The following is a 24,541-nucleotide window of genomic DNA, read 5'->3' on the forward strand; positions in this document are numbered from 1 at the left end:
ACCGGCAAAAACCGACACCGCAAGCGCCGGTATGAGGTGGCACTTGCCCGGTGGCGGTGCCAGTCTGCCGCCAAACAAATAGGCAGGAGGCAGCGATGATCGGTGATCTTGGGGCAACAGACGCAACCGAACTTGCGGGGCTTGTTGCAAAGGGCGAGGTTACGCCGACCGAGCTTCTGGATGCGGCCCTCGCTGCGGTCGAATCGCGCAACCCGGCGATCAACGCGGTCGTGCTGCTGAACGAACCCGCCGCCCGCCGCGCCATTGCCGAAGGCCTGCCGCCCGGCCCGTTCCGCGGCGTGCCCTTCCTGATCAAGGACCTCGGGATCGAGGCGAAGGATTTCCCGTCCCACAACGGCTCGCGTCTGCTGCGCAACACCACCTACCCCGGCGACTCTGCGATCTTCAGCCGCATCAAGGCCACCGGCGTGGTCACCTTCGGCCGCACCACCAGCCCCGAAGGCGGCATCGGCGCCGCGACCGAATCCGCCGTCTACGGCGGCCCCACCCGCAACCCGTGGAACCCTGACCACACCTCCGGCGGCTCCTCCGGTGGCGCGGGCGCTGCAGTGGCCGCCGGGATCGTCGCCTTTGCCCACGGCTCCGACGGCGGCGGATCGGTCCGCATACCCGCCTCGTCTTGCGGCCTTTTCGGCTTCAAGCCCACCCGCGCCCGCCTGCCCGATGGCCCCTACGCCGGCGAAGGCTGGGCCGGCATGGCGATCGACGGCTTCCTGACCCGCTCGGTCCGCGACACCGCCACGATGCTCGACGCTTGCGAAGGTGCCGACCTCGGCGCACCCTACTGGGCGCCTCCGCTGTCCAAGGGCCATGCCCAAGCCATCAGCCGCCCGCCCCGCCGCCTGCGCGTGGCAGTTTGCGACACCACCCTCACCGGCGAGCCGATCGACCCGCAGGTCCGCGACGCCGTCCACGCCGCTGCCCGCCTCATCGAAAGCCTCGGCCACCTCGTCGAACCGGGCCGCCCCACGGCGGACGTGCCAATGATGATGCGCGCCTGGACCGATATCGTCGCCGTCGGCACCGCGCTTGGCATCCGCTCCGCCCTGAAAGGCCGCCCCCTCACCGATGACCTTGTCGAAGGCGTCGGGCGCGGCGCAGTCGCCCACGCTGAAACCCTGCACCCCACCCGCTACCTGCAAGCGGTGGGCGAGATCCACGCCTTCGGTCGCCAGATGGCCGGCTACTTCGACACCGGCCCCGATATCCTCCTCTCCGCCACCCTCGCCGAACCGCCCGCCCGCGTCGGCCGCTTCAGCCATGCGACCGAAGATTACGTCGCCTACCGCACCGGCCCCGAAGGCATCTTCGCCTATTCCCCGTTCTGCGCCGTGTTCAACGCCTCGGGCCAACCCGCGGCCTCGCTGCCCCTTGCCATCTCCGCAGAGGGCCTGCCCATCGGCATCCACCTCGCCGCCCCGTTCGGCGCCGACGAGGACCTGATCGCCCTTTGCGCCGAACTAGAGCGTGCCGCCCCCTGGGCCACCCGCCGCGCGCCGATGGCAGGCTGACAGCGCAGGAATTGCTTGCATACGCATGAACCCGCCCGCAATATGATCAAATACCGCCAGGGGAGCTTGCCACCGTTGACCGCTCAGGTGACCATCGCCGTCCGTAACGTCGTCAAAGCCTTCGGTGCCGGCGATGCCGCCGTCCGCGCACTGGACGACGTGTCCCTCGACATCCGCAAGGGCGAGTTTTTCACCCTCCTCGGCCCCTCCGGCTGCGGCAAGACCACGCTCCTGCGCCTGATCGCGGGGTTCGAAATGCCGACCGAAGGCCAGATCCTGCTCGACGGCGCCGACATTTCCGCCCTGCCCCCGAACAAGCGCCCGGTCAACACCGTCTTTCAAAGCTACGCCCTCTTTCCGCACCTGACGGTCGCGCAGAACATCGGCTTTGGCCTCCAAATGCAGGGCCGCCCCGCCGCCGAAGTGGACGCCACCACCAAACGGATGCTCGCCCTCGTCAAGCTGGAGGCGCTCGCCACCCGCAAGACCAGCCAGCTTTCCGGCGGACAGCAGCAGCGCGTCGCTCTTGCCCGCGCACTGGCCCCGCAACCGAAGGTGCTGTTGCTGGATGAACCCCTCTCAGCGCTCGACCTGAAACTCCGCAAGGAAATGCAGATCGAACTGAAACGCCTGCAAACCGAAACCGGCATCACCTTTGTTTTCGTCACGCATGACCAGGAAGAAGCCCTCACCATGTCCGACCGCATCGGCGTCATGTCGCACGGCAAACTGCAACAGGTCGGCACCCCGCGGGAAATCTACACCACCCCCGTCAACCGCTTCGTCGCCAGTTTCATCGGAGACACGAACTTCCTGCCCGGCGCCACCGTCCCCGGCGGCGTCCGCATCGGCGCGGGCGCGGTGATCGAGGCTGCAACCACCCGCTCGGGCGACGTCACCTTGGCGATCCGCCCCGAACAGGTCCGCATCGTCCCGGCAGGCGAAGCCGGCGCCATTCCCGCCACCGTCAAGAACCTCGTCTACTTCGGCACCGACACACATTTCCACCTTGCCCTGTCCGATGGCACCGCAGTCGTCGCCCGCCTGCAAAGCGGCACCGACGAGGCGCGCCTCAAGCCCGGAACCGCCGTTGGCCTGCGCTTTGCCCCCGGTGCCGCGCAAGTGCTGGAGGATTGACCAGATGAGCGCCGCCGAAGACGCCCTGCGCAAACGCTCTGCCCGCAACGGCTGGCTCTTGTCGTTGCCGGCGCTTGCCCTGCTTTTTCTTGCAGCGTCCGGGCCCCTCTTGATCATGGTGGTCTATTCTTTCCTCAGCCCCGGCGAATACGGCAATGTCGTCTGGACGTTCAGCTGGGATGGCTGGCGCGGCATCCTGTGGTCAGAAGACATCTTTGATCCCGGCGTCTACACCTTGGCCGATGCCCACCTGACAATCATCTGGCGGTCGCTGAAGTTGTCGCTGATGACCACGGCGCTGACCGCGTTGATCGGGTTTCCGACCGCATGGTTCATTGCGACCAAGCCGCCGAAAACCCGCGTCCTCTGGCTGTTCCTGATCACCATCCCGTTCTGGACGAACCTTCTGATCCGGACCTTCGCGGTGAACGAGGTGATCCGGCAAGAGGGTCTGCTGAACACGGTCCTTCTGTCCGCCGGCCTGATCTCCGAACCCTTGCGGATCATCTACACCGACACGGCGGTGTTCATCGGGATGGCCTATGTCTACCTTCCGTTCATGGTGCTGCCGATCTACGCCGCCATTGACCGGTTCGACATGCGTCTTCTGGAAGCCGGCTACGATCTTTATGCGACCAGGTGGCAGGTACTGCGCCGGGTGATCCTGCCCATCGTAAAGCCGGGCATCGTGGCCGGGTCGATCCTTGTCTTCACCCCCTCGATCGGGGCCTATGTGATTCCCCGCATCCTCGGCGGCGGAAAGAACATGATGATCGGCAACTTCATCGACCTGCAATTTGGCCAAGGGCGCAACTGGCCGCTTGGCGCCGCTATGGCCGTCAGCCTGTTGCTTGTGGTGGGAACGGCGCTCTTTTTCTACACTCGTGCCGCCAATCGCGGGGCCAACAATGGCTGATCGCAGCTTTTCAGCCGTTCGCCAGCCCGGCTTTGGCACCATCGCCATCGTGGTGTTCGTGGCGCTTTACCTGCCTATCGTGACGATGGTCATCTATTCCTTCAACGCGGGAACGTCGGTGTCGGACTGGCAGGGCTTTTCGCTGCACTGGTATCAGGTTGCGTGGTCCAACGGCGACGTTCAGGACGCGGCCTTGCGGTCCTTGACCGTGGCAAGCTGCGCGACGCTGATCGCCACCACGCTTGCCACGATGGCCGCAATCGGAACCACCCGCCGAAAGTCGTTTCCGGGCAGGGGGGCGGTGGAACTTCTGATCAACCAGCCCCTGATCGTGCCTGATATCGTTACGGCGGTTTCGCTGCTGATCTTTGTCGCGGCGATCAAGGTGGCCACAGGATACCAGGGGCTTATCTACCTGATCCTCGCACATTCGGCCTTCTGCATCCCATTTGCCTACCTTCCGATCAAGGCGCGCCTGCAGGGTATGGACCTCTCGCTCGAAACTGCGGCCGCCGACCTCTACGCTTCGCCCTGGGCCACCCTCCGGTATGTCACCCTGCCGCTCCTTTTGCCCGCGATCATTGCCGGTGCCATGCTGGCCTTCGTCGTCTCGCTCGATGACGTGGTGATCACGAATTTCGTCAAGTCCGGGGGGCAGGATACCTTGCCGACCTACATGCTGGGCCAACTGCGGCGCGGCACCAAACCCGACGTGAACGCGATCGCCACCGTCCTTCTGGGCTTTACCTTGTTGTTGCTTACCATGTTCTTTTTTCTAACCCGAAAGCGGACTTGAACCGCACAAACCGATCCCAACAGCGGAGACAGCAATGCGATTGAAACCACACCTCCTTGCGTCGGCGATGATCCTCGCGGCCGCCGCCGCCCACGCCGAAGGCGAATTGCAGCTTTACAACTGGGGCAACTACACCAGCCCGGAAGTTCTTGCCAAGTTCGAGGCCGAGACCGGCATCAAGGTCACCGTGACCGACTATGCCAGCAATGACGAAGCCCTGGCGAAGATCGAGGCTGGTGGCAGCGGCTTCGACCTCGTCGTTCCGTCAAACAGCTTCATCCCGATCTTTCTCGAGAAAGGCCTGATCCAGCCGCTCGACCTCAGCAAATTGCCGAACCACAAGAACATCGCACCCGAGTGGATGGACGTGTCGTGGGATCCCGGCCGCGTGTCGTCGGTTCCGTGGCAGTGGGGCTCCACCGGCGTTGGCGTGAATACCTCGGTCTACAAGGGCGACATCAACACCTCGGCGATCTTCCTCGACCCGCCAGAGGAGTTGAAGGGCAAGATCAACGTCACGCCCGAGATGATGGACGCCATTTCGATGGCCACCCTCTACGTCGGCGGTGAACTGTGCTCGGAAGACCCCGAAGTGCTGAAGAAGGTCCGCGATGTCCTGATGGCTGCCAAGCCCAGCTGGATGAGCATGGACTATGGCATGGAAGACAAGCTTGCCACCAACGACGTCGCCGCATCCATGTATTGGAACGGCGCTGTCATGCGCGCGCGCCTGAAGAACCCCGACGTCAAGTTCGGCTACCCCAAGGAAGGCTATGTCCTGTTCATGGACTCGGTCGCCCTTCTGTCTGACGCGAAGAACGTCGAAGAGGCCTACAAGTTCATGAACTTCATCATGGACCCGGAAAATGCAGCCGGCCTCTCGGCCTTTGCCCGCTACGGCAACGGCATCGCCGGGTCTGACGCCTTCATGCCGGACGACATGAAGACCGCCCCCGAAGTGGTCATCCCCGAAGAGTTCAAGGCCGCGGGACAGTTCATCCCGACCTGCTCTGCCAAGGCGCAGGAATACAACACGGCCATCTGGACCGAACTGATGAAATGACGATCCCGCGCGGGGCCGGCAACGGCCCCCGCACACTCTTCCAAGGCACCGCGATGACCCTGACCGACCTCCCGGCCACCACCCTTTCGCAAATGATCGCCGGGCGGACGCTGGCGCCGTCCGATCTGATGCAGGCCACGCTTGACCGCATCGCCGACACCAACCCCGCCGTGAACGCCATCGTCGCTCTGCGCGACGCCGACGCCCTGATGCGCGAAGCCCGCGTGCTGGACGACGCGCCACGCAAGGGCTGGCTGCACGGCATCCCCCTCGCGGTGAAGGACCTCACAGCCGTCAAGGGTCTGCGCACCACATGGGGCTCCCCCCTCTACGCAAACCACATTCCCGAGGCCGACGCCCTCATCGCCGCCCGGATGCGCGCGGCGGGCGGCATCTTCATCGGCAAGACCAACACGCCCGAATGGGGCCAGGGCAGCCACAGCTTCAACCCGGTCTACGGTGTCACCCGCAACCCCTACGACGCGACCCGCAGCGCCGGTGGCTCCTCCGGCGGGGCTGCCGCTGCGCTAGCCTGCCGCATGCTCTCGGTCGCCGACGGCTCCGACATGATGGGAAGCCTTCGCAACCCCGCCGCCTTCTGCAACGTCTACGGCTTTCGCCCCACCTGGGGCCTCGTCCCGCAAGACGCCGAGGGCGACACTTTCCTCTCCACCCTCTCCACCGAAGGCCCGATGGCGCGCACCATCGAAGACCTCGCCCGCCTTCTGGACACCCTCGCAGGCGAAAACCCCGAAACCCCGTTCCCCCGGCCTACGCAATCCTTCGCCGACCGGCTCACCACCAACCCGCGCGCCCTGCGCATCGGCTGGCTTGGCGACTGGGGCGGGGCCTACCCGATGGAACCTGGCATCCTCGCCCAATGCGAAGCGGGCCTCGCGGTCCTCCAATCCCTCGGCGCAACCGTCGACCCCCTCGCCCCGCCCTTCCCCGCGGAACAGCTTTGGACGGCATGGACCACGCTCCGCGCCATGCTCAACTCCAACGCCAAGCGCGCGCTTTACGAAAACCCCGCTCACCGCGCTCAGGTGAAACCCGAAACCATCTGGGAAATCGAACAAGGCCTCGGCCTCTCCGCCGACGCAGTCTACGCCGCCAGCGTGATCCGCTCCCGCTGGTTCGCCCACGCCGCCCGCCTGTTCGACCGCTACGACGCCATCGTCCTCCCCTCCGCCCAAGTCTGGCCCTTCCCGATCGACTGGCGCTGGCCTGGGTCCATCAACGGCACCGCGATGGACACATACCACCGCTGGATGGAGGTGGTGATCCCCGCCAGCCTGATCGGCCTGCCCGCCCTCTCCGTGCCCACCGGCTTTGGCGCGAACGGCCTGCCGATGGGGATGCAGATCATCGGCCGCTCCGGTGCCGATGCCCATATCCTCGCCATCGGTCAGGCCTACCACCTCGCCACCGATTGGCCCACCCATCGCCCGCCTCTGGCAATCGACGCCCATCCGCGCTAACCCATCGCAAAACGGGCAGGGAACGGCATGTCAGGCGCACCGAGGGTCATCGTTCTGGGGGCAGGCTCGATCGGGCGGCGTCACCACGAAAACCTGCAAACCCTCGGCGCGGTCTCTGAACTGATCTCGTGGCGCGAGTTCTCCGTCGCGGCCCTGCAAGCCCGCCTCCACGCTGGCGTCGACGCCGCCGTCATCGCCACCGCCACCGACCTGCGCCTGCCATTGATCGAGGCGTGCGCCGCCGCCGGCGTCCCCGCCTACATCGAAAAGCCCCTCGCCTTCCGCCCGCAGGACGTGGCCGCCATCCTGACCGTCGCCGAACCTATCGCCCACCGCTCGATGCTCGGGGTGATGATGCGTTACCACCCCGCCTTCCGCACGCTGGCGAACCAGGACCTCTCCGACATCTTCCAGTTCAACCTCTCCATTGGCCATGACGTCACCCAATGGCGCGCGAACTGGCGCTTCTCCGAAAGCTACGCCTCGCAAGCCTTCGGCGGCGGCGTCCTCCTAGATCTCTGCCACGAGATCGACATGGCCGTCTGCCTCTTCCCCGACCTTGCCATAACCGCCGTCGAAAGCCTCGGCCACCCCGCCTACCCCGGCGTCGACATGGCCAGCCGCATCAGCCTTTCCCGCGACGGCCTCGTGGGCGAAGTCGCGATGGATTACCTCACCCCAAAACTTCACCGACGCACACTTCTGCGCGGCACCGAACGGATGCACGACTTCGACTTCGCGGCCCAGCGCTATATCACCACCACCGCCGCAGGCCCCGTGACTTACGACCTGCCACTCGAACGCAACCAGATGTTCCTATCGGCCATGCGCGACTTCCTCGCATTGGTCCAAGGCCACCCGGTTTCCGACGTCGAACACCTTCCCCGCCTCGATCTTTGCCATACACCTGCCATACACATTGCAGACGCTTGGCAGACACGGAATTTCATCGGTCAGACCACGAAGGACATCGCATGATCCTCGGCCATATCGGCGCACGCAAAGGTTCCAAGGGCGTGCCCGGCAAGAACTTCCGCATGCTTCACGGCAAGCCCCTGATCGACTGGTCACTCGACCAACTATTCGCCAACCCGAACGTCGACGCCGTGGTCGTCTCCACCGATGACGAGGAAATCTATGCCCACGCCATCGCCAAAGGCGCCTTGAAAATTGGCCTCCGCCCCGCGCATCTGGCCACCGACACGGCCGGGAAATGGGGCGTCTGGCAACACGCGCTCGAGGCGTCCGAGGCGATCATCGGCCCTGTCGACGCCTTTCTCGACCTCGACTGCACCTCCCCCCTGCGCCTTCCGCAAGACATTGACGAAGCGTTAAGACTTTACAAAATCGAACATCCTGACATGGTTATGAGCTGCTGCGAGGCGCGAAAGAATCCATATTTCAACCTTGTCGAACCTGATGCTACCGGCGCGCTGCATGTCTCCAAACCCCTGCCCGGAGGCGTGGTCGCGCGACAGCAGGCGCCCACCGTCTACGAACACGCCGCTTCGACCTACGTCGTCAACCCTGCCTATCTCAAGCGTTCCAAGGGCCTGTGGGAGGGGCGCGTGATCCCCTACCTGATGCCGCCGGAACGCTGCGTCGATATCGACACCCCCTTCGACTTCCGCCTAGTGGAATTCCTGATGCAAGAGGCCCAGCGCGCATGACCGACCAGCTTTCCAACCGCACGATCTTCATCACCGGCTCCGGCGGCGTGCTCGGCTCCACCTACGTGCGCCGGATGCTGGCCGAAGGCGCTCGCGTCATCGCCTCCGACCTCCCCGGCCACCGCGCCGACGCCCTGAAAGCGGCGCATGAAGGAAACGCGAGCTTCCGCTTCTACGACCTTGATGTCGCTGACGAAAATCAGGTGACGGAAATCTTCGCCCGCATCCTTGCCGATGGCTGGCAGCCCAACGTGGTGCTGAACAACGCCGCCATCACGGGCGAGCTTCTGATGGGTGCGGGCAAACCCTTCCCCGATTTCGCCAACACCTCGGTCTCGGACTGGGACCGCACGCTCCGCACCAACCTGACCGGCGCCTTCATGATCGCCCGCCAGATGGACCGCGACATTGTCGGAAAATGGCCCGCCACGCTGATCAACGTCGCCTCGATGTACGCCCTGAACGGCCCCCACCACCAGATCTACGAAGGCATGCCGTTCAAAAGCTTCTCCGCCTACTCCACCACCAAGGCCGGCATCCACGGCCTCACCCTCTGGCTCGCGGGTTACTGGGCCAAGCGTCAGGCCACGGTCAACACCATCGCCCCGGGTGCTGTGTTCAACAATCACTCCGACGAATTCCAGCGCCGGGTCGGAGATCTCATCATGTTGAATCGAATGGCAAAACCTGACGAGATCGCCGATGCGATGCTGTTCCTGTGTTCAACGCAGGCGGGCTACATGACCGGACAACTGGTCAACGTCGATGGCGGCTTCAGCGGCTGGTAAGCCTCAGCCCGGGTCGCGGAACGCTTTCTGCAATCCGCGCTCCCAGAACCCGGGCTGCGACAGCACCGCGACAAACCGCTCCGCCGCAGTGCCAGCGCCAAAACCGTGGTGTGCAGGGTGTCGCTGGCCCCAATGCTGGTCCAGAAACCGCGCAATCGCCGCAGTGTCCGTAGCCTTGCACGCCACCACCGAAGGCGCCTCGGCCCGGTTGGTCTGCCGCGTGCCCACGTCCAGCGACGGCACCCCAAGGAACGGCGCCTCCCGCACCCCGGCGCTCGAATTCCCCACCATGCAGGCCGCCTTACGCATCAATTCCGAAAAATGCGCGAACCGCATCGACGGGATCAGCCGGAAGCGGTCCTTCGGCAGCGCTTCGATCACCTCGAAAATCGCCTCCGACCCAGGGTCGTTGTTTGGCGCGATCAGCACGAAGTTCCGCCCCGACGCCGCCAGCGCCCCATAAAGCGCGCGCGCCTGCGCGCCCATCCCGGGCGCCTCCGACGTAACCGGATGGAACACCGCGATGCCGTAGTCGTCAAACCCGATGCCATAGCGCGCCTTCACTTCGCCCAAGCTCACCCCGGACGGGCCAGAGTGGAAATCCAGTTCCGGCGAGCCGATGACATGCACCGTCTCCTCGGGTTCCCCGAGCGCCATCACCCGCCGCGCCGCCGTATCTGATGACACGAAGTGCACATGCGCCAACTTGGTGTTGCAGTGCCGGAACACCTCGTCGATCGTGCCCGACACCTCGCCTCCCTCGACATGGGCCGAACGGACATAGTTCGTCGCCCCGACCAGCGCCCCGGCCATCGCCTCCACCCGGTCGCCGTGCACCACGATCAGGTCGGGCCGATGTTCGGTCACATAGTCCGAAAACCCGATCACGGTCTTTGCCAGCACGATATCCTGCGCGTCACCCGGACGCTGGTTCAGGAATTCATGGACCTGAACCCCTGCCATCCGGTGCACCTCAAGCTTGGTCAGCCCGTAACGGTCCAGCATGTGCATGCCGGTGACAAAGAACGACACGCCAAACCCCGCATCCCGCGCCGCCGAGGCCAGCGGTTCAAGCTTGCCGAAATCGGCCCGGGTGCCGGTAAGGAAAAGGATGGAACGGGTCACAAGGTTCGCTCCGCTGTTCTTGGGTCATGGCTGGCCACAAGTGCCTGTATTTCTTCAAGGATGATGGGATCAGGCGATGCAATGGCCCCATCGGTGACCGCGCGGAGGTATTGCACCCGCATGTCGTGGAAATAGGTCTGCGAGTTCTTCTTCATATACGTCGTGCCAACCAGCCGATCCGAAGCAACGCAAAAGCTGACATTGAACGGGCGGCGCAGGGCATATCTGCGGATGTGTTTCAGAGCATCTTGCCGCCAGGTTTCGCTTTCGTCATAGCGGGCAAGCAGATCGTCGCGGACCTGAGCGTAATCGGCATCTGCATAGGCGGCGTAGGTCAAGACCTTCCGCAGAAAATCTGCCGAACACCGGTCGATCTGCCCAAGAAAATCCGAACGTCGCATCAAACCCGCAAAGCGGTGGCCCGCCCCCATCATCTGTTTTGAAAAGCCCACTTCACCATGTTTGATGGTGTATTTCTTGTCGCTGGACATCCGGTAGGATTGCCAGAAGTCGCGGAACGTGTCCGAGGCCCAGAGCCGAGCGGAGAACAAATAGAAATAGGATTCGATCTGCCGGTCTTCGAACTCGGCGCTTCCGTCGGGTTTGGAAGTTGCCTTCTGATCCTGATTGAGCCCGACGGCATCCAGATCCTGATTGTCCAGACGGTCTTCAAGTGTGCTGACAGGATCGCCGCCGATGGGGAACCAGACGCTGTCGTTCATGACGATCAATCTCTCAAGCGAGTCCACGCGCTCCCGCAGCACTCTCAGTCCGTCGCGATACCCGCCAAAGTCGTACCCGATGTTGCCGCGCTGAACCAGCAACCACGAACGGCGGCGCAACGCTGGAATATGCTCAGGCGCAACTGATCCGTTGATGACGACAAGCGGGGCATAGCCACGGTCGACAAGGTATTCCAACGTCAGGAAGACGGATCTCGGGACGGCTTTTGGCTGATACAACAAGAAGATTGCGTACTTGGTCTTCGCCACCTGATCGCCATGTGTGATCTGCACCAGCCGGTCAAAATCCCGATCATATGTCGCGACCTCCCGCCGCTCTTTCAGCTTGCTCGGGACTGAGGCGATCCTCTTTGGCAGGCTGCTGATATGATGCGACAACCGACGCATCTCGCGGCGGAGTTTCCATGCAGGGATCATCGCGCCCCCTGAATTTCTTTGCAACGATACAAGTGTTACCTGTCTTGTCGCGTGCTGCGGGTGGCCAGCGCTCGTCCCATGCGATCCAGCAAAAGATGGCTTCCCTTGCCGATCAATGCGCCAAGCCGGTTCCGATACACCGACAGTCGGCGATACCAGGGGAATTTCTTCACTTCGGAAAAGCCGCTGCCGGTGATGGTGCTGCTGTTGCCATCCTCGACATGGCTGGGAAAGGGCAGCAGCGCGAAATGGCGAAAGCTGCGCAGGTCGACCCGGTCCAGCGCGTGGTCGATCGGGCGCCGGATGGGCAAGAGGCCGGGCAGCAGCTGCGCGGCGCACTCACGGGAAACCAGATAGGCGCCCATACCGGTGAAACTGCCCGCAAATGCAGTCAGCCGATACGGCCCGACCGCGCCCTGCCCCATCGGCAATTTGGCGCGGATCTTGTTCAGCTTGAGCAAATCCCAACGGTCGGCGTGCGACAGCGCCAGATCCAGTGCGGGCAGAAAGTTGTCGTGCAATATCACATCATCTTCCAGCACCAATGCCACCCTGTGCGGTGTTGCGATCAGAGCACGCCAGACCGCCAGATGCGACTGGTAGCAGCCGATTTCCCCCGGCAGAACCTCACGCCCGACATTGGCGCGAAAGGCGGGCAAATCGACACTGTCCGCAAGCTGCGCCCAGTTGGCCCGCCCGTCCACCGCATCAAACAGCGTGTAGTCCAGCCCGACTGCCTGCAACTGCGCCTGCATCCGGTCGCGCCGCTCGGTTGATCGCGGCAGGTTGATCAACCAGGTGCCCATGTCGGCGCGCGTGAGGATCACCCCAGATCCCCCCACTTCAGCTGGGTGTTCCGTGTCACTGCCCGCTGCAACCGCTTGCCGATCACCTTGTCGAAATCATATCCCGCGATCTCGCCAGACCCCGGCCGCCGCGCCCAGATGTCGGCCTCCGTGATCACATGGCCTTCGGGCAGGTCGCGGTCTGCCACCACGGAGGCGCGGGCAAAGCGGTAGACCGGCTCTTCCGCCTCGGTGCGCTGCTTGGGGTTGTGCAGTGCAGTATGAATCTCGCGGCTGCGGTCGATCAGGAACCGCAGTTCCGCCGGGTCCATCGAGTTGATGATGTCCGGCCCCTTGCGATAGCGCGTGTCCGTGTAGTGCCGTTCCAGGATACAGGCCCCCAGCGCGACAGAGGCCAGCGCCATTTCAGGCCCGATGGAATGGTCCGAAAACCCCACGACCGCGCGCGGGAACGCAGCGCGCAGGTCGCTCACCCCCTGCAGCGAAACGATCTCGGGCGGCGAGGGGTAAAGGTTGGTGCATTCCAGCAGCGCATACTCGATCCCCGCCTCGTCCAGAATCGCGACCGACCGGCGGATCGTCTCGATCGTCTGCATTCCCGTCGACAGGATCACCGGCTTGCCCTTGCGCGCGATGTGCCGGATCAAGGGCAGGTTGTCCGCCTCGCCCGACCCGATCTTGTAGGCCGGCACGTCCAGCGTTTCGAGGAAATCCGCCGCCGCCCGCGAAAACGGCGTCGAAATCCAGATCATCCCAAGGCTTTCGGTATAGCGCTTCAGCTCTGTCTCTTCATGCAGCGACAGCGCGCAACGCTCCATCACATGCCAGATCGACACGTCCGCGTTGGGCGGAAAGATCGACTTCGCCTCCTCGGTCATCTCGTCTTCGATGATGTGGGTCTGATGCTTGACCATCTCGCATCCCGCGCCTGCGGCCAGCCGAACCATCTCCTTGGCCACTGCCAGATCGCCGCCATGATTGATGCCGATCTCGGCAATTACCAGGGGCGGGTGGTTCGGTCCGATCTCACGGTGGGCAATCTTCATGCAAACTCTCCTGTCAGGCTCGCTTCCTGCTGCATGACCCCCCCGCGGTTGTCAAGAAAGCGGGTAGCGCGCCAGTTCGTCGTAACGCAGCCCTTTCGGACCAAGATGACTTTGCAGCAGGCAGAAATCCGTCACGTCCCACGGTCCGGCCACAAACCCAGCGCCCTCTACCACGGCGCGCTCCAGCCGCATCGTCCGGGTCGGGCCGGGCGGCGGAAATCGGCCCAAGGTGGCATGCGGCACAAAGCGCCGCGCCTCCACCTCGCACCCCGCCTGTCGCGCGGCCTGCGCCACCTTGCCCTGCAAATGGGCAAGCGGTTCGCTCGGCTCCACGCCGGCCCAGAACGCCCGCGGCCGCTCGCCGCCGAAAAGACCAAAGCCGCGCAGTCGCAAGGCAAACCCCGGCACCCGCAGCGCGGCAAGCCGGTCATGCACTGCTTCCAGTGCATCGCCCGGCACCTCGCCCAGAAACGCAAGCGTCAGGTGCAAAAGCGACGGGTCCACCTTGCGCGGCAGTGGCATCAGGAACTGCTGCACCGCCAGCAGGGAGCGCACATCGTCGGGAAGGCTGATCGCGACAAAGGCCCGGATCATCGCCGCTCCAACTCGGCCAGACGGGCGCGAACTTCGGGCCGCACCGGCCCCTCGCGCGGTGGATCGAGCAAGGTGGTCAGCATCGCCTCGCCCGGCAATGGCCGCGACCCACCGTTCCAGCCAAGGCCGCGCAGCACCGCCTCGGCCTCGGCGGGCAGCCGGTCTGGCACTTCTCGTCCACACAGATGGCCCCAGATCAACGTCCAAAGCCGCCCCACCGACCAGGGATTGTAACCGCCTCCGCCCAAGACCAGCAACCGCGGCGCGGCTCGCTGCAGGCCCGCCAGAACCTCCAGATAGGCCCGGTTCGAAAGGGCAAGGCGGGACAGCGGATCTTCCAGCAACGAATCCGCTCCGCACTGCAACACCAGCGCATCAGGCCGGAACTCCTCCACCCGTGGCAGGATCAGCCCGTCCAGAACCGCCCGCATCTCACTGTCGTTGAACCCGCGCGGCACCGGCAGATTGAAACTACTGCCGCCCCCGGTTTCCGAAACCGCCCCGGTAAAGGGCCAGCGGCCCTCCTCATGCACCGAAATCATCCGCACCGCGGGGTGGCCGGCAAAGGCCACCTCGACGCCGTCGCAATGGTGCGCGTCGAGGTCGACATAGGCGATCCGCGACAGACCAGCCCGCAGCATCACCTTGATGCCCAGAACCACATCGTTCAGATAGCAAAACCCGTTTGCCCTGCCTGGCAGCCCGTGATGCGTACCGCCGCCCGGCACATGGATCGCCCCAGGTGCCGCCGCCAACAGTTCCGCCGCCAGCATCACCCCGCCGGCACCGGTGGCAGGTCGACGAAAGACCTCGGGAAACACCGGGTTCGAAAGGGTGCCCAGATGATAGCGGGCGCGCATTTCGTCGGTCGCCTCGCCCAGCGCCTCGGCCGCCTGCAGCGCCGCAATGTAGTCAGGGTCATGCCACAGCGCCAGCGCGGCAGGCTTGGCGCGCGGGCTGGCGCGAAACCGCTCCGGCGGCAACCAGCCAAGGGCGCGCGACAGGTCCATCACCGTGGAAACCCGGGGCACCCGAAGCGGATGCGCCTTGCCGTAAGATGACGTGCGGTAGATCTCGGCCCCGATGAAGATCGCGTCTTCAGCGGTGCGCAGCGTCCCTGTCACCGCAGCATCGCCTCGATCCGCCCCGCAATCGCCGGGCCGTCCGGTGCCGCCACCGAGCCCCAGGTTCCCGCAACGCTGCCATCAGGCGCCAGCAGCACCTTGTTGAAATTCCACGCCGGGGTAAACCCAACCTCCGCGGCAACCCAGGCGTAGAAGGGATGGGCGGCGGCCCCCGTGACCTTGGTGATCTCGGTCATCGGTAGGGTCAGGTCGAAATTCGCCTCGCAATAATCCTTGACTGCGGCCTCGTCGTCCAACTCCTGATTGAAATCGTCCGATGGCACCGCAAGGATCAGCACGCCTTGCGGCCCGAACTTCTCGTGCATCGCCTGCAGCGTGTCGTACTGCCCGGCGAACCCGCAAAGCGACGCGGTGTTGACCACCAGAACCGGTTTTCCCGCCCAGTCGCCCAGGTCGATCTTCCCGCCGTCGATCGACGCAAAGCTGAACCCGCCGGCAAAGGCGGGCAGGCAGATAATCTGTGCGCAGAAGATAAGCGGAATAAGTCGCATTTCGGGTGCCCTCGGCCAGTCCATGAGCATCTGATATAATCCGCGGGGCGGATCGGTCAAATATCCGGGAAAAGCCTGTGAAACATGGGAAATTTATGTTACATTGCAGTTTGAGTGGATGAGCAGGGGTCAGACCTGGCAAACAGGCGGCCGTATGGGTTTTGTAAATGAGCAGGCAGGACAAGATCGTGGCACGTGGTGCCAAGGGCGCGCAAGATGCCCGTATACAGTATGGCGCCCTGTGCTGGCGGCGCAACGGCGCGGCGGTCGAGGTGTTGCTGATCACCAGCCGTGAAACCGGGCGCTGGGTCATCCCGAAAGGCTGGCCGATGACCGGGCGCGCGCCAGAGGCTGCGGCGGCGCAAGAGGCGTGGGAAGAGGCTGGCGTACGCGGTCAGGTGAACCCGGTCTGCCTTGGTCGTTTCGGCTACATGAAATGCCTGACACCCGAGGCGGTGGTGCCTTGTGCCGTGGCGGTCTACGGCGTCAAGGTCGACAGTCTTGCCGACAAGTTCCCCGAAGCAAAGGTCCGCACCCGCCGCTGGTTTGAACCTGCCGAAGCCGCCGCCTCAGTGGACGAGCCTGAACTGGCCCGGTTGATCGCCGGTTTCACCCCAGCGCCCGAAGGCCGGGCCGCGCCGATCGGGCCGGATGGCGGCCACTGAACCCTGCGGACAAGGTAGGGCGAGGATGTCGCGTTCCGCGTTAGGGCATTGACGCCACAGCCCGGACACTTAGCTATGGTGACACCGACCAAGGCGGAACCGGGATGATCCGATACTCCCTCAGATGCGACGCCGGCCACGGCTTTGACAGCTGGTTCCAGAACGGGACCGCTTTCGAAAGCCTGTATTCGGCCGGCCACTTGGCCTGCCCGGTCTGCGGCGCGACCAAAGTATCGAAAGACCTCATGGCCCCCACCGTCCGCCCGGCGCGAAACGCAGGTGCGACGCCCGCCAGTCAGCGGCCGCTGTCCGAACCCGGCTCCGGTGTCGAGGCGGCGCTGGCCGAGTTGAAGCGGCAGATCGAGGAAAACTCGGAATACGTCGGCATGAACTTCGTCGCGGAGGCTCGGCGCATGCACGCCGGCGACGTGCCCGAACGGGCGATCTACGGCGAGGCGAAGCCCGACGAGGCGAAGAAGCTGATCGAGGACGGCGTGCCGGTGGCGCCCTTGCCGTTCCTGCCGGGCCGAAAAGTCAACTGACCCCCTGCAACGCCTGCCACGACGATCAATAGATGTACCGGATCTGTTCGGTCCAGAACCGCTCCATCCTCTTCAGCGATGTGTTGATGTCATCCATCCCGGAGGCGTCGATCAGTTGCCGCCGCTCCATCGCCTCGGCATGGCGGGCGAACAGGTCGGACAGCAGTCCCCGCACCCGGCGACCCTTTTCCGTCAGCCTGACCCGCACCGAACGGCGGTCGATTTCTGACCGCTGGTGGTGCATGTAGCCAAGATCGACCAGCTTCTTCAGATTGTAGCTGACATTCGACCCCTGGTAGTAGCCACGCGATTTCAACTCGCCCGCCGTCACCTCGTTCTCGCCGATGTTGAACAACAGCAGCGCCTGCACTGAATTGATCTCAAGTATCCCTATACGTTCGAAGTCATCCTTGATCACATCCAGAAGCAGCCGGTGCAGCCGTTCCACCAGCGCAAGGTTGTCAAGATAACAGCCGAGGAAAGCCTTCTGCGATCCGTCAAGCAAGGAAGCGTTATTTGTCATGTGCGGTCTCCCCAAAAGCAGGGGTAGAATCAGCACAAAGAGAAAACATTTCGTAAACTGATGCGGTTTTTTGGCGAAAGGCCAAGCGCCCGCTAGCCGCGCCGCGTCAGCCTGTCCTTGGCATAGGTGGCGATCCGGCCCAGCAGGGGCGCAATCGCCGCCGGTGCCGCGCCCTGCCCCAGAATCCACGCCATCAGATCCTGATCGTTCTCGGCCAGCAGAACCTCGTAGGTCTCCAGATCATCCGGCCCCAGCCCCGCCAGATGCACGTCTGACCACGGGCCCAGCACAAGGTCCATCTCCTTGGTCCCACGCCGCCATGACCGCATCGACAACCGCTTCAGGCGCGCATCAGCCGTCTCGTCCATTCGCCACCTGATCCTGCTTGAACCCTCTCGGCGCGGACCCTAAGACAGGGCGCGACGAAACTCCACCCTGCCCGCACTTCCACCCTGCCTTAAAAGGATGCACCTCATGGCCTTCCTGTCCGACACGCTGGCGCGGGTCAAACCTTCGCCCACAATCGCGGTGACGACCAAGGCGCAGGCGCTGAAAAGCCAAGGCAAGGATGTGATCGGCCTCGGCGCGGGCGAACCCGATTTCGACACCCCGGAAAACATCCGCGAAGCCGCCAAGCGCGCGATCGACGCCGGCAAGACCCGCTACACACCCGTCGATGGTATTCCCGAACTGAAGGCCGCGATCTGCTCCAAGTTCCTGCGCGAGAACGGCCTTACTTACACGCCTGCGCAAGTCTCGGTCGGCACCGGTGGAAAGCAGATCCTTTACAACGCGCTGATGGCCACCTGTAACCCCGGCGACGAAGTCATCATCCCAGCGCCCTACTGGGTGTCCTACCCCGACATGGTGCTGCTGGCTGGCGGTACGCCCGTCGCCGTGGAATGCGGGATCGACACGAACTTCAAGCTGACCCCGGAACAGCTTGAGGCCGCGATCACCCCGAAGACCAAGTGGTTCATCTTCAACTCGCCCTCGAACCCCACCGGCGCGGGCTACACCCGCACCGAACTGAAGGCCTTGACCGACGTGCTGATGCGCCACCCGCACGTCTGGGTGATGTCCGACGACATGTACGAACACCTCGTCTTCGACGATTTCGAATTCTGCACCCCGGCCGAAGTCGAACCCGGCCTTTACGACCGCACCCTCACCTGCAACGGCGTCTCCAAGGCCTATGCGATGACCGGCTGGCGCATCGGCTATGCCGCTGGCCCCGTGGCATTGATCAAGGCGATGGGCACGATCCAGTCGCAGTCCACCTCGAACCCCTGCTCGGTCAGCCAGTATGCTGCGCTTGAGGCTCTCAGCGGCCCGCAGGATTTCCTCGCCCCGAACCGCGCGCTCTTCCAGCGCCGACGCGATCTGGTCGTGTCGATGCTGAACGCCGCAGAAGGCATCACCTGCCCGAAACCCGAAGGCGCCTTCTACGTCTACCCCGACATCTCGGGCTGCATCGGCAAGGCGACCCCCGGCGGCACCGTCATCACCAATGACGAGGTCTTCGCAACTGCCCTGCTGGAAGAAACCGGCGTCGCCGTGGTGTTCGGCGCGGCCTTCGGGCTATCGCCAAACTTCCGCGTAAGCTACGCTACTGCCGACGAGGTTCTGCGCGAAGCTTGCGCCCGCATCCAGCGGTTTTGCGCGGCGTTGAAATAGGGGCAAACATGGCGGGCGACCTGCCGGACTATTACTTCCGGGTGCGCGAAAACGGTGCGGTGGTGTTTCGGGTCGAAACCGAAAACCGCCAGCGCCGGATCGAGCTGGAAGAGATCGCCACCGTCAACGTCAAGAACGGCTCTGTCAGGCCACACGGCGATGTTGTGCTGTCCGAGCCCGACCTTGCGGCAATCGACGACTGGCTCAACGCCCGTGTCGCGCAACTGGCCGCTCGCGACGTCGATGACATCCTGCGCACGGTTGACCACCTGAACCTCACCACGCAGTGGGCGCAGTCGCGCGCCACCGATGACCAGCTGGAGGCGGTGACAGATGCCCTGCTTCTCGCAATGCACGATCTGCGTGGCACGCTGGTGCGCAAGAAATCCGACCGCCTGCTGAAAGGCGCGGCCGAGTAGCCGCGCCCGTTTGGCTCAGATCTGCTTTTCCGGCATCTGCACACGCAGCCCGTCCAGCGCGTCCGAAACTTTCAACTGGCACGTCAGGCGCGACCGCACCGGATCGGGGTTCCAGGCGAAATCCAGCATGTCCTCTTCCATGCTGTCCTTCTTCGGCAGCTTTCCGACCCAGGCCGGATCGACGTAGACATGGCAGGTGGAACAGGCGCATGCACCGCCGCAATCGGCCTCGATCCCCGGAATGCCGTTGTCGCGCGCGCCTTCCATCACGGTCAGGCCGTTGGCGACCTCGACCACATGTTCCTTGCCGCCATGTTCCACGTAAGTGATCTTCGCCATCGTCGTCCCCTGAAGCTGTCGCCCCGACATAGGCGAAGTTCGCACGCTTTGCCAGAGGCTGCGGCCGCCCCGCCATTGGCAAAGCGCCGTAACCGATCTAGAACATAGCAGGAACAAAAAAGGATGTCGCGTGGAACCCCCGACCCAGGCTGATCGCAGCCCGCCGCGCTGGCCGCGCCCGCCGCAGGCGCTGCCGGCTGCCCGGCTGAACGAACCGCCTGGCGGCGCACGGGTTTGTGTCGCGGGGCTGGTTCTGGTGCGCCAGCGGCCCGGCACGGCCAAAGGCGTGATCTTCGTCACGCTTGAGGACGAGACCGGCACCTGCAACGTCGTGGTCTGGGCCAAGGTCTACGAACGCTTCCGCCGCGCGGTGATTGCCGGGCGGCTCTTGCGCGTCACCGGGCGGCTGCAACGCGAGGCGGGCGTGGTGCATGTGGTGGCCGAACTCATCGAAGACCTGTCACCGATGCTCGACCGGCTGCTTGACCCCGCCTTCCGCTTCGACGGCGTTCGCGCCGGCGACCAACCCTGAAAACAGATCTGGCGGCAGGAGGTGTTCCTGCCGCCAGATCCCCTTAACTCAGCCGCCTGCCTTATTCGATCGACAGCGCGACAAACCGCGGGTCACCGCCGCGCCGGACCAGCAGCAGCAGCGACTTGCGCCCCGCCCCCTTGGCCTCGGCGATCCGGTCTTCCAGATCCTGCAGCCGCACCACCTTCTGCTGGCCGGCCTCGGTGATCAGATCACCTTCGCGCAGCCCCTTGGTAAAGGCCTCGGACGCCTGATCCACCGCCGTCACCACCAGCCCCTCGGCCCCGGCATCAAGGCCCAGCCCTCCGCGCAGTTCCTCGTTCAGGGGCGTCAGCGTCAAGCCAAGCGATTGCAGCTCCTTCGGTTCGGCCGGGGCGGGCGATGCCGCCGGAACCGGTGCCGCTTCGGCCTCCTCGCGGCGGCCCAGCGTCACCTGCAGCGTCTCGGTCTTGCCGTCACGCTGCACGATCACCGGCACAGCCTCGCCAATCGGTGCGTCAGCCACGCGGCGCGTCAGATCGCCCGCATCGCCAACCGGCTGGCCCGCGAACATGGTGATCACATCGCCTGCCGTCACGCCTGCAGACTTGGCCGGACCTTCCGGCACGTCGGTCACCAGTGCACCCTTCGCCTCGGCCAGACCCATCGCCTCGGCCACGTCCGGCGTCACGTCCTGAATGCGCACGCCCAGCCAGCCGCGCCGGGTTTCCCCGAACTCTTTCAACTGGTCGACGACCTTGGTCACCACGTTCGACGCCATCGAAAAGCCGATGCCGATCGAGCCGCCATTCGGCGACAGGATCGCGGTGTTCACCCCGATGACCTGTCCGTCCATATTGAACAACGGCCCGCCCGAGTTGCCCCGGTTGATCGCGGCGTCGGTCTGCAGGTAATCGTCATAGGTGCCGGAAAGCTCGCGCCCCCGGGCCGACACGATGCCCGCGCTGACCGAAAAACCCTGGCCCAGCGGGTTGCCCATCGCCATCACCCAGTCGCCAACCCGCATCAGATCGGAATTGCCGAAGGTCACGAACGGCAGCGGCTTGTCGCTTTCCACCTTCAACAGCGCGATGTCGGTCTTGGGATCGGTGCCAACCAGCTTGGCCGGCAGCTTGACGCCCGAGAAGAACTCGATGCTGATCTCGTCGGCGCCTTCGATCACGTGGTTGTTCGTGACGATGTAGCCATCCTCGGAAACCACGAAACCCGAACCGAGCGCCTCGGATCGTTGCGGCCCGCCGTTACCGCCACGGTTGTTGAAGTCATCGAAGAAATCCTGGAACGGGCTGCCTTCGGGCACCATCGGCATGCCATCGGCCGGGGCGGCGATCAGGGCGCTGGTGGTGATGTTCACCACCGATGGGCTGATCTGGTCGGCCAGCTCGGCAAAGCTTTCAGGCGCGCCGAACGCCTCCGCCTCATGCGCCGGCGCAAGCGAGAGGCCAAAGCCCAGGACCAACGCCAGAAGCGTGCTGGACCGCAGGGCGCTGCGGATGGAAGGGGTCAAGTCGGGCACGGTTGCGAACTCCTGTTCAACGGTAGGTGCGGCGCAGAAGTGGGGCGAAGCGCCCAGGTCGCGTCATGGATAGAAGAACAGATAGTGAAGCCCCAACACAATGCAAACCCCGTCACGCGGCTTCAAACGGATGTGAATATTATGTCAGCCGGCCAGCACGCCCTGCCCCAGCCATGCCAGCGCGGTGCCAAGCGCCAGCGCGGCCAGCCCGATCATCCGGCGCTGGTCGCGGCTGAGGCCCACGATCAGCCGCAGCACATCCTCCATGCGCGAAGGGGCCAGCGCAAGCGCCAGCCCCTCCACGATCAGCACCAGCCCAAGGGCGAGAGCCAAAAGGCTCATGGCGCAGGGGCAGCTGCGTCATCTGCCGGTGCCGCCGCAGGTGCTTCGGCGGGCGGGGCCACCTCGATCGGCACATGCGGCGCGGGGATGGCATAGCTGCGCAGATACTCGAAGAACTCGCTGTCCGGCTGCATCACGATCGACGAGTTGCCCGATTGCAGGGCGCGCTCGTAGGCCGTCAGCGACCGGGTGAAAGCAAAGAACTCCGGGTCGCGGCCAAAGGCTTCGGCGTAGATCGCGTTGCGTTCGGCATCTGCCTCGCCGCGGATCACTTCGGCCTTGCGCCGCGCGTCCGAGGTCAGTTCCACCACCGTCCGGTCCGCCGATGCACGCACCCGCTGCGCCGCTTCGCCACCACGGGCGATCTCGTCGGCCGCCTCGCGTTCCCGTTCGGCCCGCATCCTTGCGAAAGTTGCCTCAAGGTTCTGCTCGGGCAGATCGGTCCGCGTCAGGCGAACGTCGATAACGTCGATGCCCAGCGCCAGCGCCTGACGGCGGGCGATGTCGCGGATCTGGTTCATCAGCGCCGTGCGGTCTTCCGACAACACGCGTGAGGATGGCACCGACCCGAGAACCTCCTGGATCGCCGGGTTGACGATCCCTTCCAGCCGCCGCAGTGCCTGTGCCTCTGCCCCGGTGCCGACCGCTTCGCGGAACGTCACCAGATCAACGATGCGCCAGCGCGCGAAGGCATCGACCACAAGACGGCGGTCGTCCAGCATGGTGACTTCGATCGGCGTCGTCGGCAGACCCAGAATGCGGTCCTCGTAATAGACCACCTCCTGAATGAACGGCACCTTGAACCCAAGACCGGGGTCGGTTTTGACCTGGGTGACCTGACCGAATTGCAGGACCAGCGCCTTCTTGCGTTCATCGACGATGAACAGCGACGACAGGATGCCTACCAGCACCACCACGATCACGGGAATGACATACATCGCGCGCATCAGTTGGTCGCTCCCGTGTTCGAGCCTGCAGCCTGACCGGCGCCCTGTGCGCCGGCTTGCGGCGTCGACATCCGGTTAAGTTCGTTCAACGGCAGGAAGGGCACCACGCCCTGACCTGCCTCGCCGCCCGAGACGCCGTCAAGGATCACCTTGTTCATCCCACCCAGCACCTTTTCCATCGTTTCCAGATAAAGCCGCCGCCGGGTAACCTCGGGCGCCTTAACATATTCGTCGTAAACCGAGATGAAGCGCGCGGTTTCACCCGCGGCGATGTTCACGGCCTGCGCGCGGTAGGCCTCGGCCTCTTCTTCAAGCTGCGCCGCGGCACCACGGGCCCCTGCAGTCACCCGGTTGGCATAGGCGTCAGCCTCTTTTTCCAGCGTGTCGCGCTGCTGCTGTGCGGCCTGCACTTCGCGGAACGCGTCGATCACCTCGCGCGGCGGTTGCGCGCGCTGCAGGTTGACGCGGATCACCGAAATCCCGGCGTTATAGCTGTCCAGCGTCGCCTGCACCTGCGCCTGCACATCCGCAGCGATCACGCCCCGGTCGCGGTTCAGGATCGGCGACAGTTCCGACCGCGCCACGATATCGCGCATGGCACTTTCGCTGACCGCGCGGATCGTGTCCTCGGGGTCGGCTAGGTTGAACAGGTAGCCCTCGGGGTTAGCGATGTTCCAAACCACCTGGAATCCGATGTCGACGATGTTCTGGTCACGCGTCAGCATCAGCCCGGTTTCGGACCCGTTCTCGCCGGTGCCGATCTCGGTGATCCGTTCGCCGGTGACCTGCACCTTTTCATAGGTGACAATCGGCCACGGCGCGAAGTTCAGGCCGGGGCTTCCGATCCCGGCGCTTTCGCCCAGAAACAGCTCGACCGAGCGTTCCTCGGGCCGCACCGTGTAAAACGACATGAAGGCCCACAGCGCCACCAGGGCCAGCGCACCCAGCGCCACGCCCTGCTTGGTCACCACCGGGCCACCGCCGCCGATGCCGGGACCACCCGGTCCGCCGCCACCGCCAAGGTTACCGCGTCCGCGCCCGCCCATCAGCACGCGGATCTGTTCCTGACCGCGCTTTACCAGTTGGTCGATCTCGGGGATTTGCGGCCCGGTTTCACCCTTGCGAGGGCCACGACGATCCTCGCCGTCTCCGCCCTTGCCGTTCCGGTCGTCCCCGTCAGAGCCGCCGCCGCCGCCCCAAGGACCGCCACTTCCTGCCATTTACTGAAACCTTTCCCTTTGTCTCTTGCCATAACTGGTTACGAGGGGCCGAAAATCAAGCGGCCAAGC

At 64.4% G+C, this 24,541-nt stretch carries 28 protein-coding genes; 14 read left to right on the forward strand and 14 right to left on the reverse strand.

Annotated elements, in window-relative coordinates:
* The first annotated feature begins 95 nt into the window (after positions 1-95).
* The 9 genes from ACROUL_RS15690 to ACROUL_RS15730 are packed head-to-tail and all read left to right on the forward strand — an operon-like array spanning position 96 to position 9,383.
* Complete coding sequence (locus ACROUL_RS15690) at positions 96-1,532, forward strand: amidase (protein WP_431300387.1); 1,437 nt, start codon at positions 96-98, stop codon at positions 1,530-1,532.
* Between the two features lie 42 nt (positions 1,533-1,574).
* Positions 1,575-2,669: an ABC transporter ATP-binding protein gene (locus tag ACROUL_RS15695; protein WP_431300388.1), complete on the forward strand. Its 1,095-nt coding sequence runs from the start codon at positions 1,575-1,577 to the stop codon at positions 2,667-2,669.
* 4 nt (positions 2,670-2,673) lie between these two features.
* On the forward strand, positions 2,674-3,585 hold the full coding sequence (locus ACROUL_RS15700) for an ABC transporter permease (protein WP_431300389.1): 912 nt from the start codon (positions 2,674-2,676) through the stop codon (positions 3,583-3,585).
* Positions 3,578-4,381, forward strand: coding sequence for an ABC transporter permease (locus ACROUL_RS15705; RefSeq protein ID WP_431300390.1), 804 nt, complete (start codon positions 3,578-3,580; stop codon positions 4,379-4,381). The genes ACROUL_RS15700 and ACROUL_RS15705 overlap by 8 nt, the downstream gene beginning before the upstream one ends.
* Before the next feature lie 34 nt (positions 4,382-4,415).
* A complete protein-coding gene (locus ACROUL_RS15710; protein WP_431300391.1) occupies positions 4,416-5,444 on the forward strand; it encodes an extracellular solute-binding protein in 1,029 nt (342 codons plus the stop codon).
* A complete protein-coding gene (locus ACROUL_RS15715) occupies positions 5,441-6,925 on the forward strand; it encodes an amidase (protein WP_431300392.1) in 1,485 nt (494 codons plus the stop codon). Before ACROUL_RS15710 ends, ACROUL_RS15715 begins: the two co-directional genes overlap by 4 nt.
* A gap of 27 nt (positions 6,926-6,952) precedes the next feature.
* Entirely contained in the window at positions 6,953-7,903 is a 951-nt protein-coding gene (locus ACROUL_RS15720; RefSeq protein ID WP_431300393.1) for a Gfo/Idh/MocA family protein, read from the forward strand.
* Positions 7,900-8,595 (forward strand): cytidylyltransferase domain-containing protein, encoded by a 696-nt coding sequence (locus tag ACROUL_RS15725; RefSeq protein WP_431300394.1) that lies wholly within the window; start codon positions 7,900-7,902, stop codon positions 8,593-8,595. The genes ACROUL_RS15720 and ACROUL_RS15725 overlap by 4 nt, the downstream gene beginning before the upstream one ends.
* Entirely contained in the window at positions 8,592-9,383 is a 792-nt protein-coding gene (locus ACROUL_RS15730) for an SDR family NAD(P)-dependent oxidoreductase (RefSeq protein WP_431300395.1), read from the forward strand. Before ACROUL_RS15725 ends, ACROUL_RS15730 begins: the two co-directional genes overlap by 4 nt.
* Before the next feature lie 3 nt (positions 9,384-9,386).
* Here ACROUL_RS15730 and neuC read toward each other — a convergent pair whose 3' ends face one another.
* From neuC to ACROUL_RS15765, 7 genes are read right to left on the reverse strand one after another with little or no spacing between them, the layout of a single operon-like run.
* Entirely contained in the window at positions 9,387-10,508 is a 1,122-nt protein-coding gene (gene neuC / locus ACROUL_RS15735; RefSeq protein WP_431300396.1) for a UDP-N-acetylglucosamine 2-epimerase, read from the reverse strand.
* Positions 10,505-11,668 carry a rhamnan synthesis F family protein gene (locus tag ACROUL_RS15740; protein ID WP_431300397.1) on the reverse strand — a complete coding sequence of 388 codons (1,164 nt, stop codon included), beginning with the start codon at positions 11,666-11,668 and terminating at the stop codon, positions 10,505-10,507. The genes neuC and ACROUL_RS15740 overlap by 4 nt, the downstream gene beginning before the upstream one ends.
* A 35-nt stretch (positions 11,669-11,703) precedes the next feature.
* Positions 11,704-12,495, reverse strand: coding sequence for a glycosyltransferase family 25 protein (locus ACROUL_RS15745; RefSeq protein WP_431300398.1), 792 nt, complete (start codon positions 12,493-12,495; stop codon positions 11,704-11,706).
* Positions 12,492-13,520 carry an N-acetylneuraminate synthase family protein gene (locus tag ACROUL_RS15750; RefSeq protein WP_431300399.1) on the reverse strand — a complete coding sequence of 343 codons (1,029 nt, stop codon included), beginning with the start codon at positions 13,518-13,520 and terminating at the stop codon, positions 12,492-12,494. Before ACROUL_RS15750 ends, ACROUL_RS15745 begins: the two co-directional genes overlap by 4 nt.
* 51 nt (positions 13,521-13,571) lie before the next feature.
* Positions 13,572-14,114: an RNA 2',3'-cyclic phosphodiesterase gene (gene thpR, locus ACROUL_RS15755; protein ID WP_431300400.1), complete on the reverse strand. Its 543-nt coding sequence runs from the start codon at positions 14,112-14,114 to the stop codon at positions 13,572-13,574.
* A complete protein-coding gene (locus ACROUL_RS15760; RefSeq protein WP_431300401.1) occupies positions 14,111-15,238 on the reverse strand; it encodes an acetoin utilization protein AcuC in 1,128 nt (375 codons plus the stop codon). Before ACROUL_RS15760 ends, thpR begins: the two co-directional genes overlap by 4 nt.
* Positions 15,235-15,750 carry a glutathione peroxidase gene (locus ACROUL_RS15765; protein WP_431300402.1) on the reverse strand — a complete coding sequence of 172 codons (516 nt, stop codon included), beginning with the start codon at positions 15,748-15,750 and terminating at the stop codon, positions 15,235-15,237. The genes ACROUL_RS15760 and ACROUL_RS15765 overlap by 4 nt, the downstream gene beginning before the upstream one ends.
* 167 nt (positions 15,751-15,917) lie before the next feature.
* On the opposite strand from ACROUL_RS15765, the gene ACROUL_RS15770 reads away from it, so the two are divergent.
* Positions 15,918-16,415 carry an NUDIX hydrolase gene (locus ACROUL_RS15770; RefSeq protein ID WP_431300403.1) on the forward strand — a complete coding sequence of 166 codons (498 nt, stop codon included), beginning with the start codon at positions 15,918-15,920 and terminating at the stop codon, positions 16,413-16,415.
* Between the two features lie 104 nt (positions 16,416-16,519).
* Positions 16,520-16,957 carry a DUF1178 family protein gene (locus ACROUL_RS15775; RefSeq protein ID WP_431300404.1) on the forward strand — a complete coding sequence of 146 codons (438 nt, stop codon included), beginning with the start codon at positions 16,520-16,522 and terminating at the stop codon, positions 16,955-16,957.
* Positions 16,958-16,982: 25 nt separating this feature from the next.
* Here ACROUL_RS15775 and ACROUL_RS15780 read toward each other — a convergent pair whose 3' ends face one another.
* A complete protein-coding gene (locus ACROUL_RS15780) occupies positions 16,983-17,480 on the reverse strand; it encodes a MarR family winged helix-turn-helix transcriptional regulator (RefSeq protein ID WP_431300405.1) in 498 nt (165 codons plus the stop codon).
* 92 nt (positions 17,481-17,572) lie between these two features.
* On the reverse strand, positions 17,573-17,848 hold the full coding sequence (locus ACROUL_RS15785) for a succinate dehydrogenase assembly factor 2 (protein WP_431300406.1): 276 nt from the start codon (positions 17,846-17,848) through the stop codon (positions 17,573-17,575).
* A 106-nt stretch (positions 17,849-17,954) separates the two neighbouring features.
* On the opposite strand from ACROUL_RS15785, the gene ACROUL_RS15790 reads away from it, so the two are divergent.
* Together ACROUL_RS15790 and ACROUL_RS15795 are read left to right on the forward strand one after the other, a co-directional pair.
* Positions 17,955-19,157: a pyridoxal phosphate-dependent aminotransferase gene (locus ACROUL_RS15790; protein ID WP_431300407.1), complete on the forward strand. Its 1,203-nt coding sequence runs from the start codon at positions 17,955-17,957 to the stop codon at positions 19,155-19,157.
* Between the two features lie 8 nt (positions 19,158-19,165).
* Complete coding sequence (locus tag ACROUL_RS15795) at positions 19,166-19,576, forward strand: hypothetical protein (RefSeq protein WP_431300408.1); 411 nt, start codon at positions 19,166-19,168, stop codon at positions 19,574-19,576.
* A 15-nt stretch (positions 19,577-19,591) separates the two neighbouring features.
* Here the strand turns inward: ACROUL_RS15795 and ACROUL_RS15800 are convergent, their stop codons facing one another.
* Positions 19,592-19,915 carry a 2Fe-2S iron-sulfur cluster-binding protein gene (locus tag ACROUL_RS15800; RefSeq protein ID WP_431300409.1) on the reverse strand — a complete coding sequence of 108 codons (324 nt, stop codon included), beginning with the start codon at positions 19,913-19,915 and terminating at the stop codon, positions 19,592-19,594.
* A gap of 130 nt (positions 19,916-20,045) precedes the next feature.
* On the opposite strand from ACROUL_RS15800, the gene ACROUL_RS15805 reads away from it, so the two are divergent.
* Complete coding sequence (locus ACROUL_RS15805) at positions 20,046-20,447, forward strand: OB-fold nucleic acid binding domain-containing protein (RefSeq protein WP_431300410.1); 402 nt, start codon at positions 20,046-20,048, stop codon at positions 20,445-20,447.
* A 61-nt stretch (positions 20,448-20,508) separates the two neighbouring features.
* On the opposite strand, the gene ACROUL_RS15810 is transcribed toward ACROUL_RS15805, so the two are convergent.
* The 4 genes from ACROUL_RS15810 to hflK form a co-directional block, all read right to left on the reverse strand.
* Complete coding sequence (locus ACROUL_RS15810) at positions 20,509-21,963, reverse strand: Do family serine endopeptidase (RefSeq protein WP_431300411.1); 1,455 nt, start codon at positions 21,961-21,963, stop codon at positions 20,509-20,511.
* Positions 21,964-22,107: 144 nt separating this feature from the next.
* The gene (locus tag ACROUL_RS15815; protein ID WP_431300412.1) at positions 22,108-22,305 is read right to left on the reverse strand and encodes a DUF2065 family protein; all 198 of its coding nucleotides are present in this window, start codon (positions 22,303-22,305) and stop codon (positions 22,108-22,110) included.
* Positions 22,302-23,252, reverse strand: a complete 951-nt coding sequence (hflC, locus tag ACROUL_RS15820) for a protease modulator HflC (RefSeq protein ID WP_431300413.1) — start codon at positions 23,250-23,252, stop codon at positions 22,302-22,304. The genes ACROUL_RS15815 and hflC overlap by 4 nt, the downstream gene beginning before the upstream one ends.
* Entirely contained in the window at positions 23,252-24,472 is a 1,221-nt protein-coding gene (hflK, locus tag ACROUL_RS15825; protein ID WP_431300414.1) for an FtsH protease activity modulator HflK, read from the reverse strand. The genes hflC and hflK overlap by 1 nt, the downstream gene beginning before the upstream one ends.
* Positions 24,473-24,541 lie beyond the last annotated feature (69 nt).

Source organism: Tabrizicola sp. BL-A-41-H6, from assembly GCF_050632395.1.
Taxonomy (GTDB): Bacteria; Pseudomonadota; Alphaproteobacteria; order Rhodobacterales; family Rhodobacteraceae; genus JAUYQR01.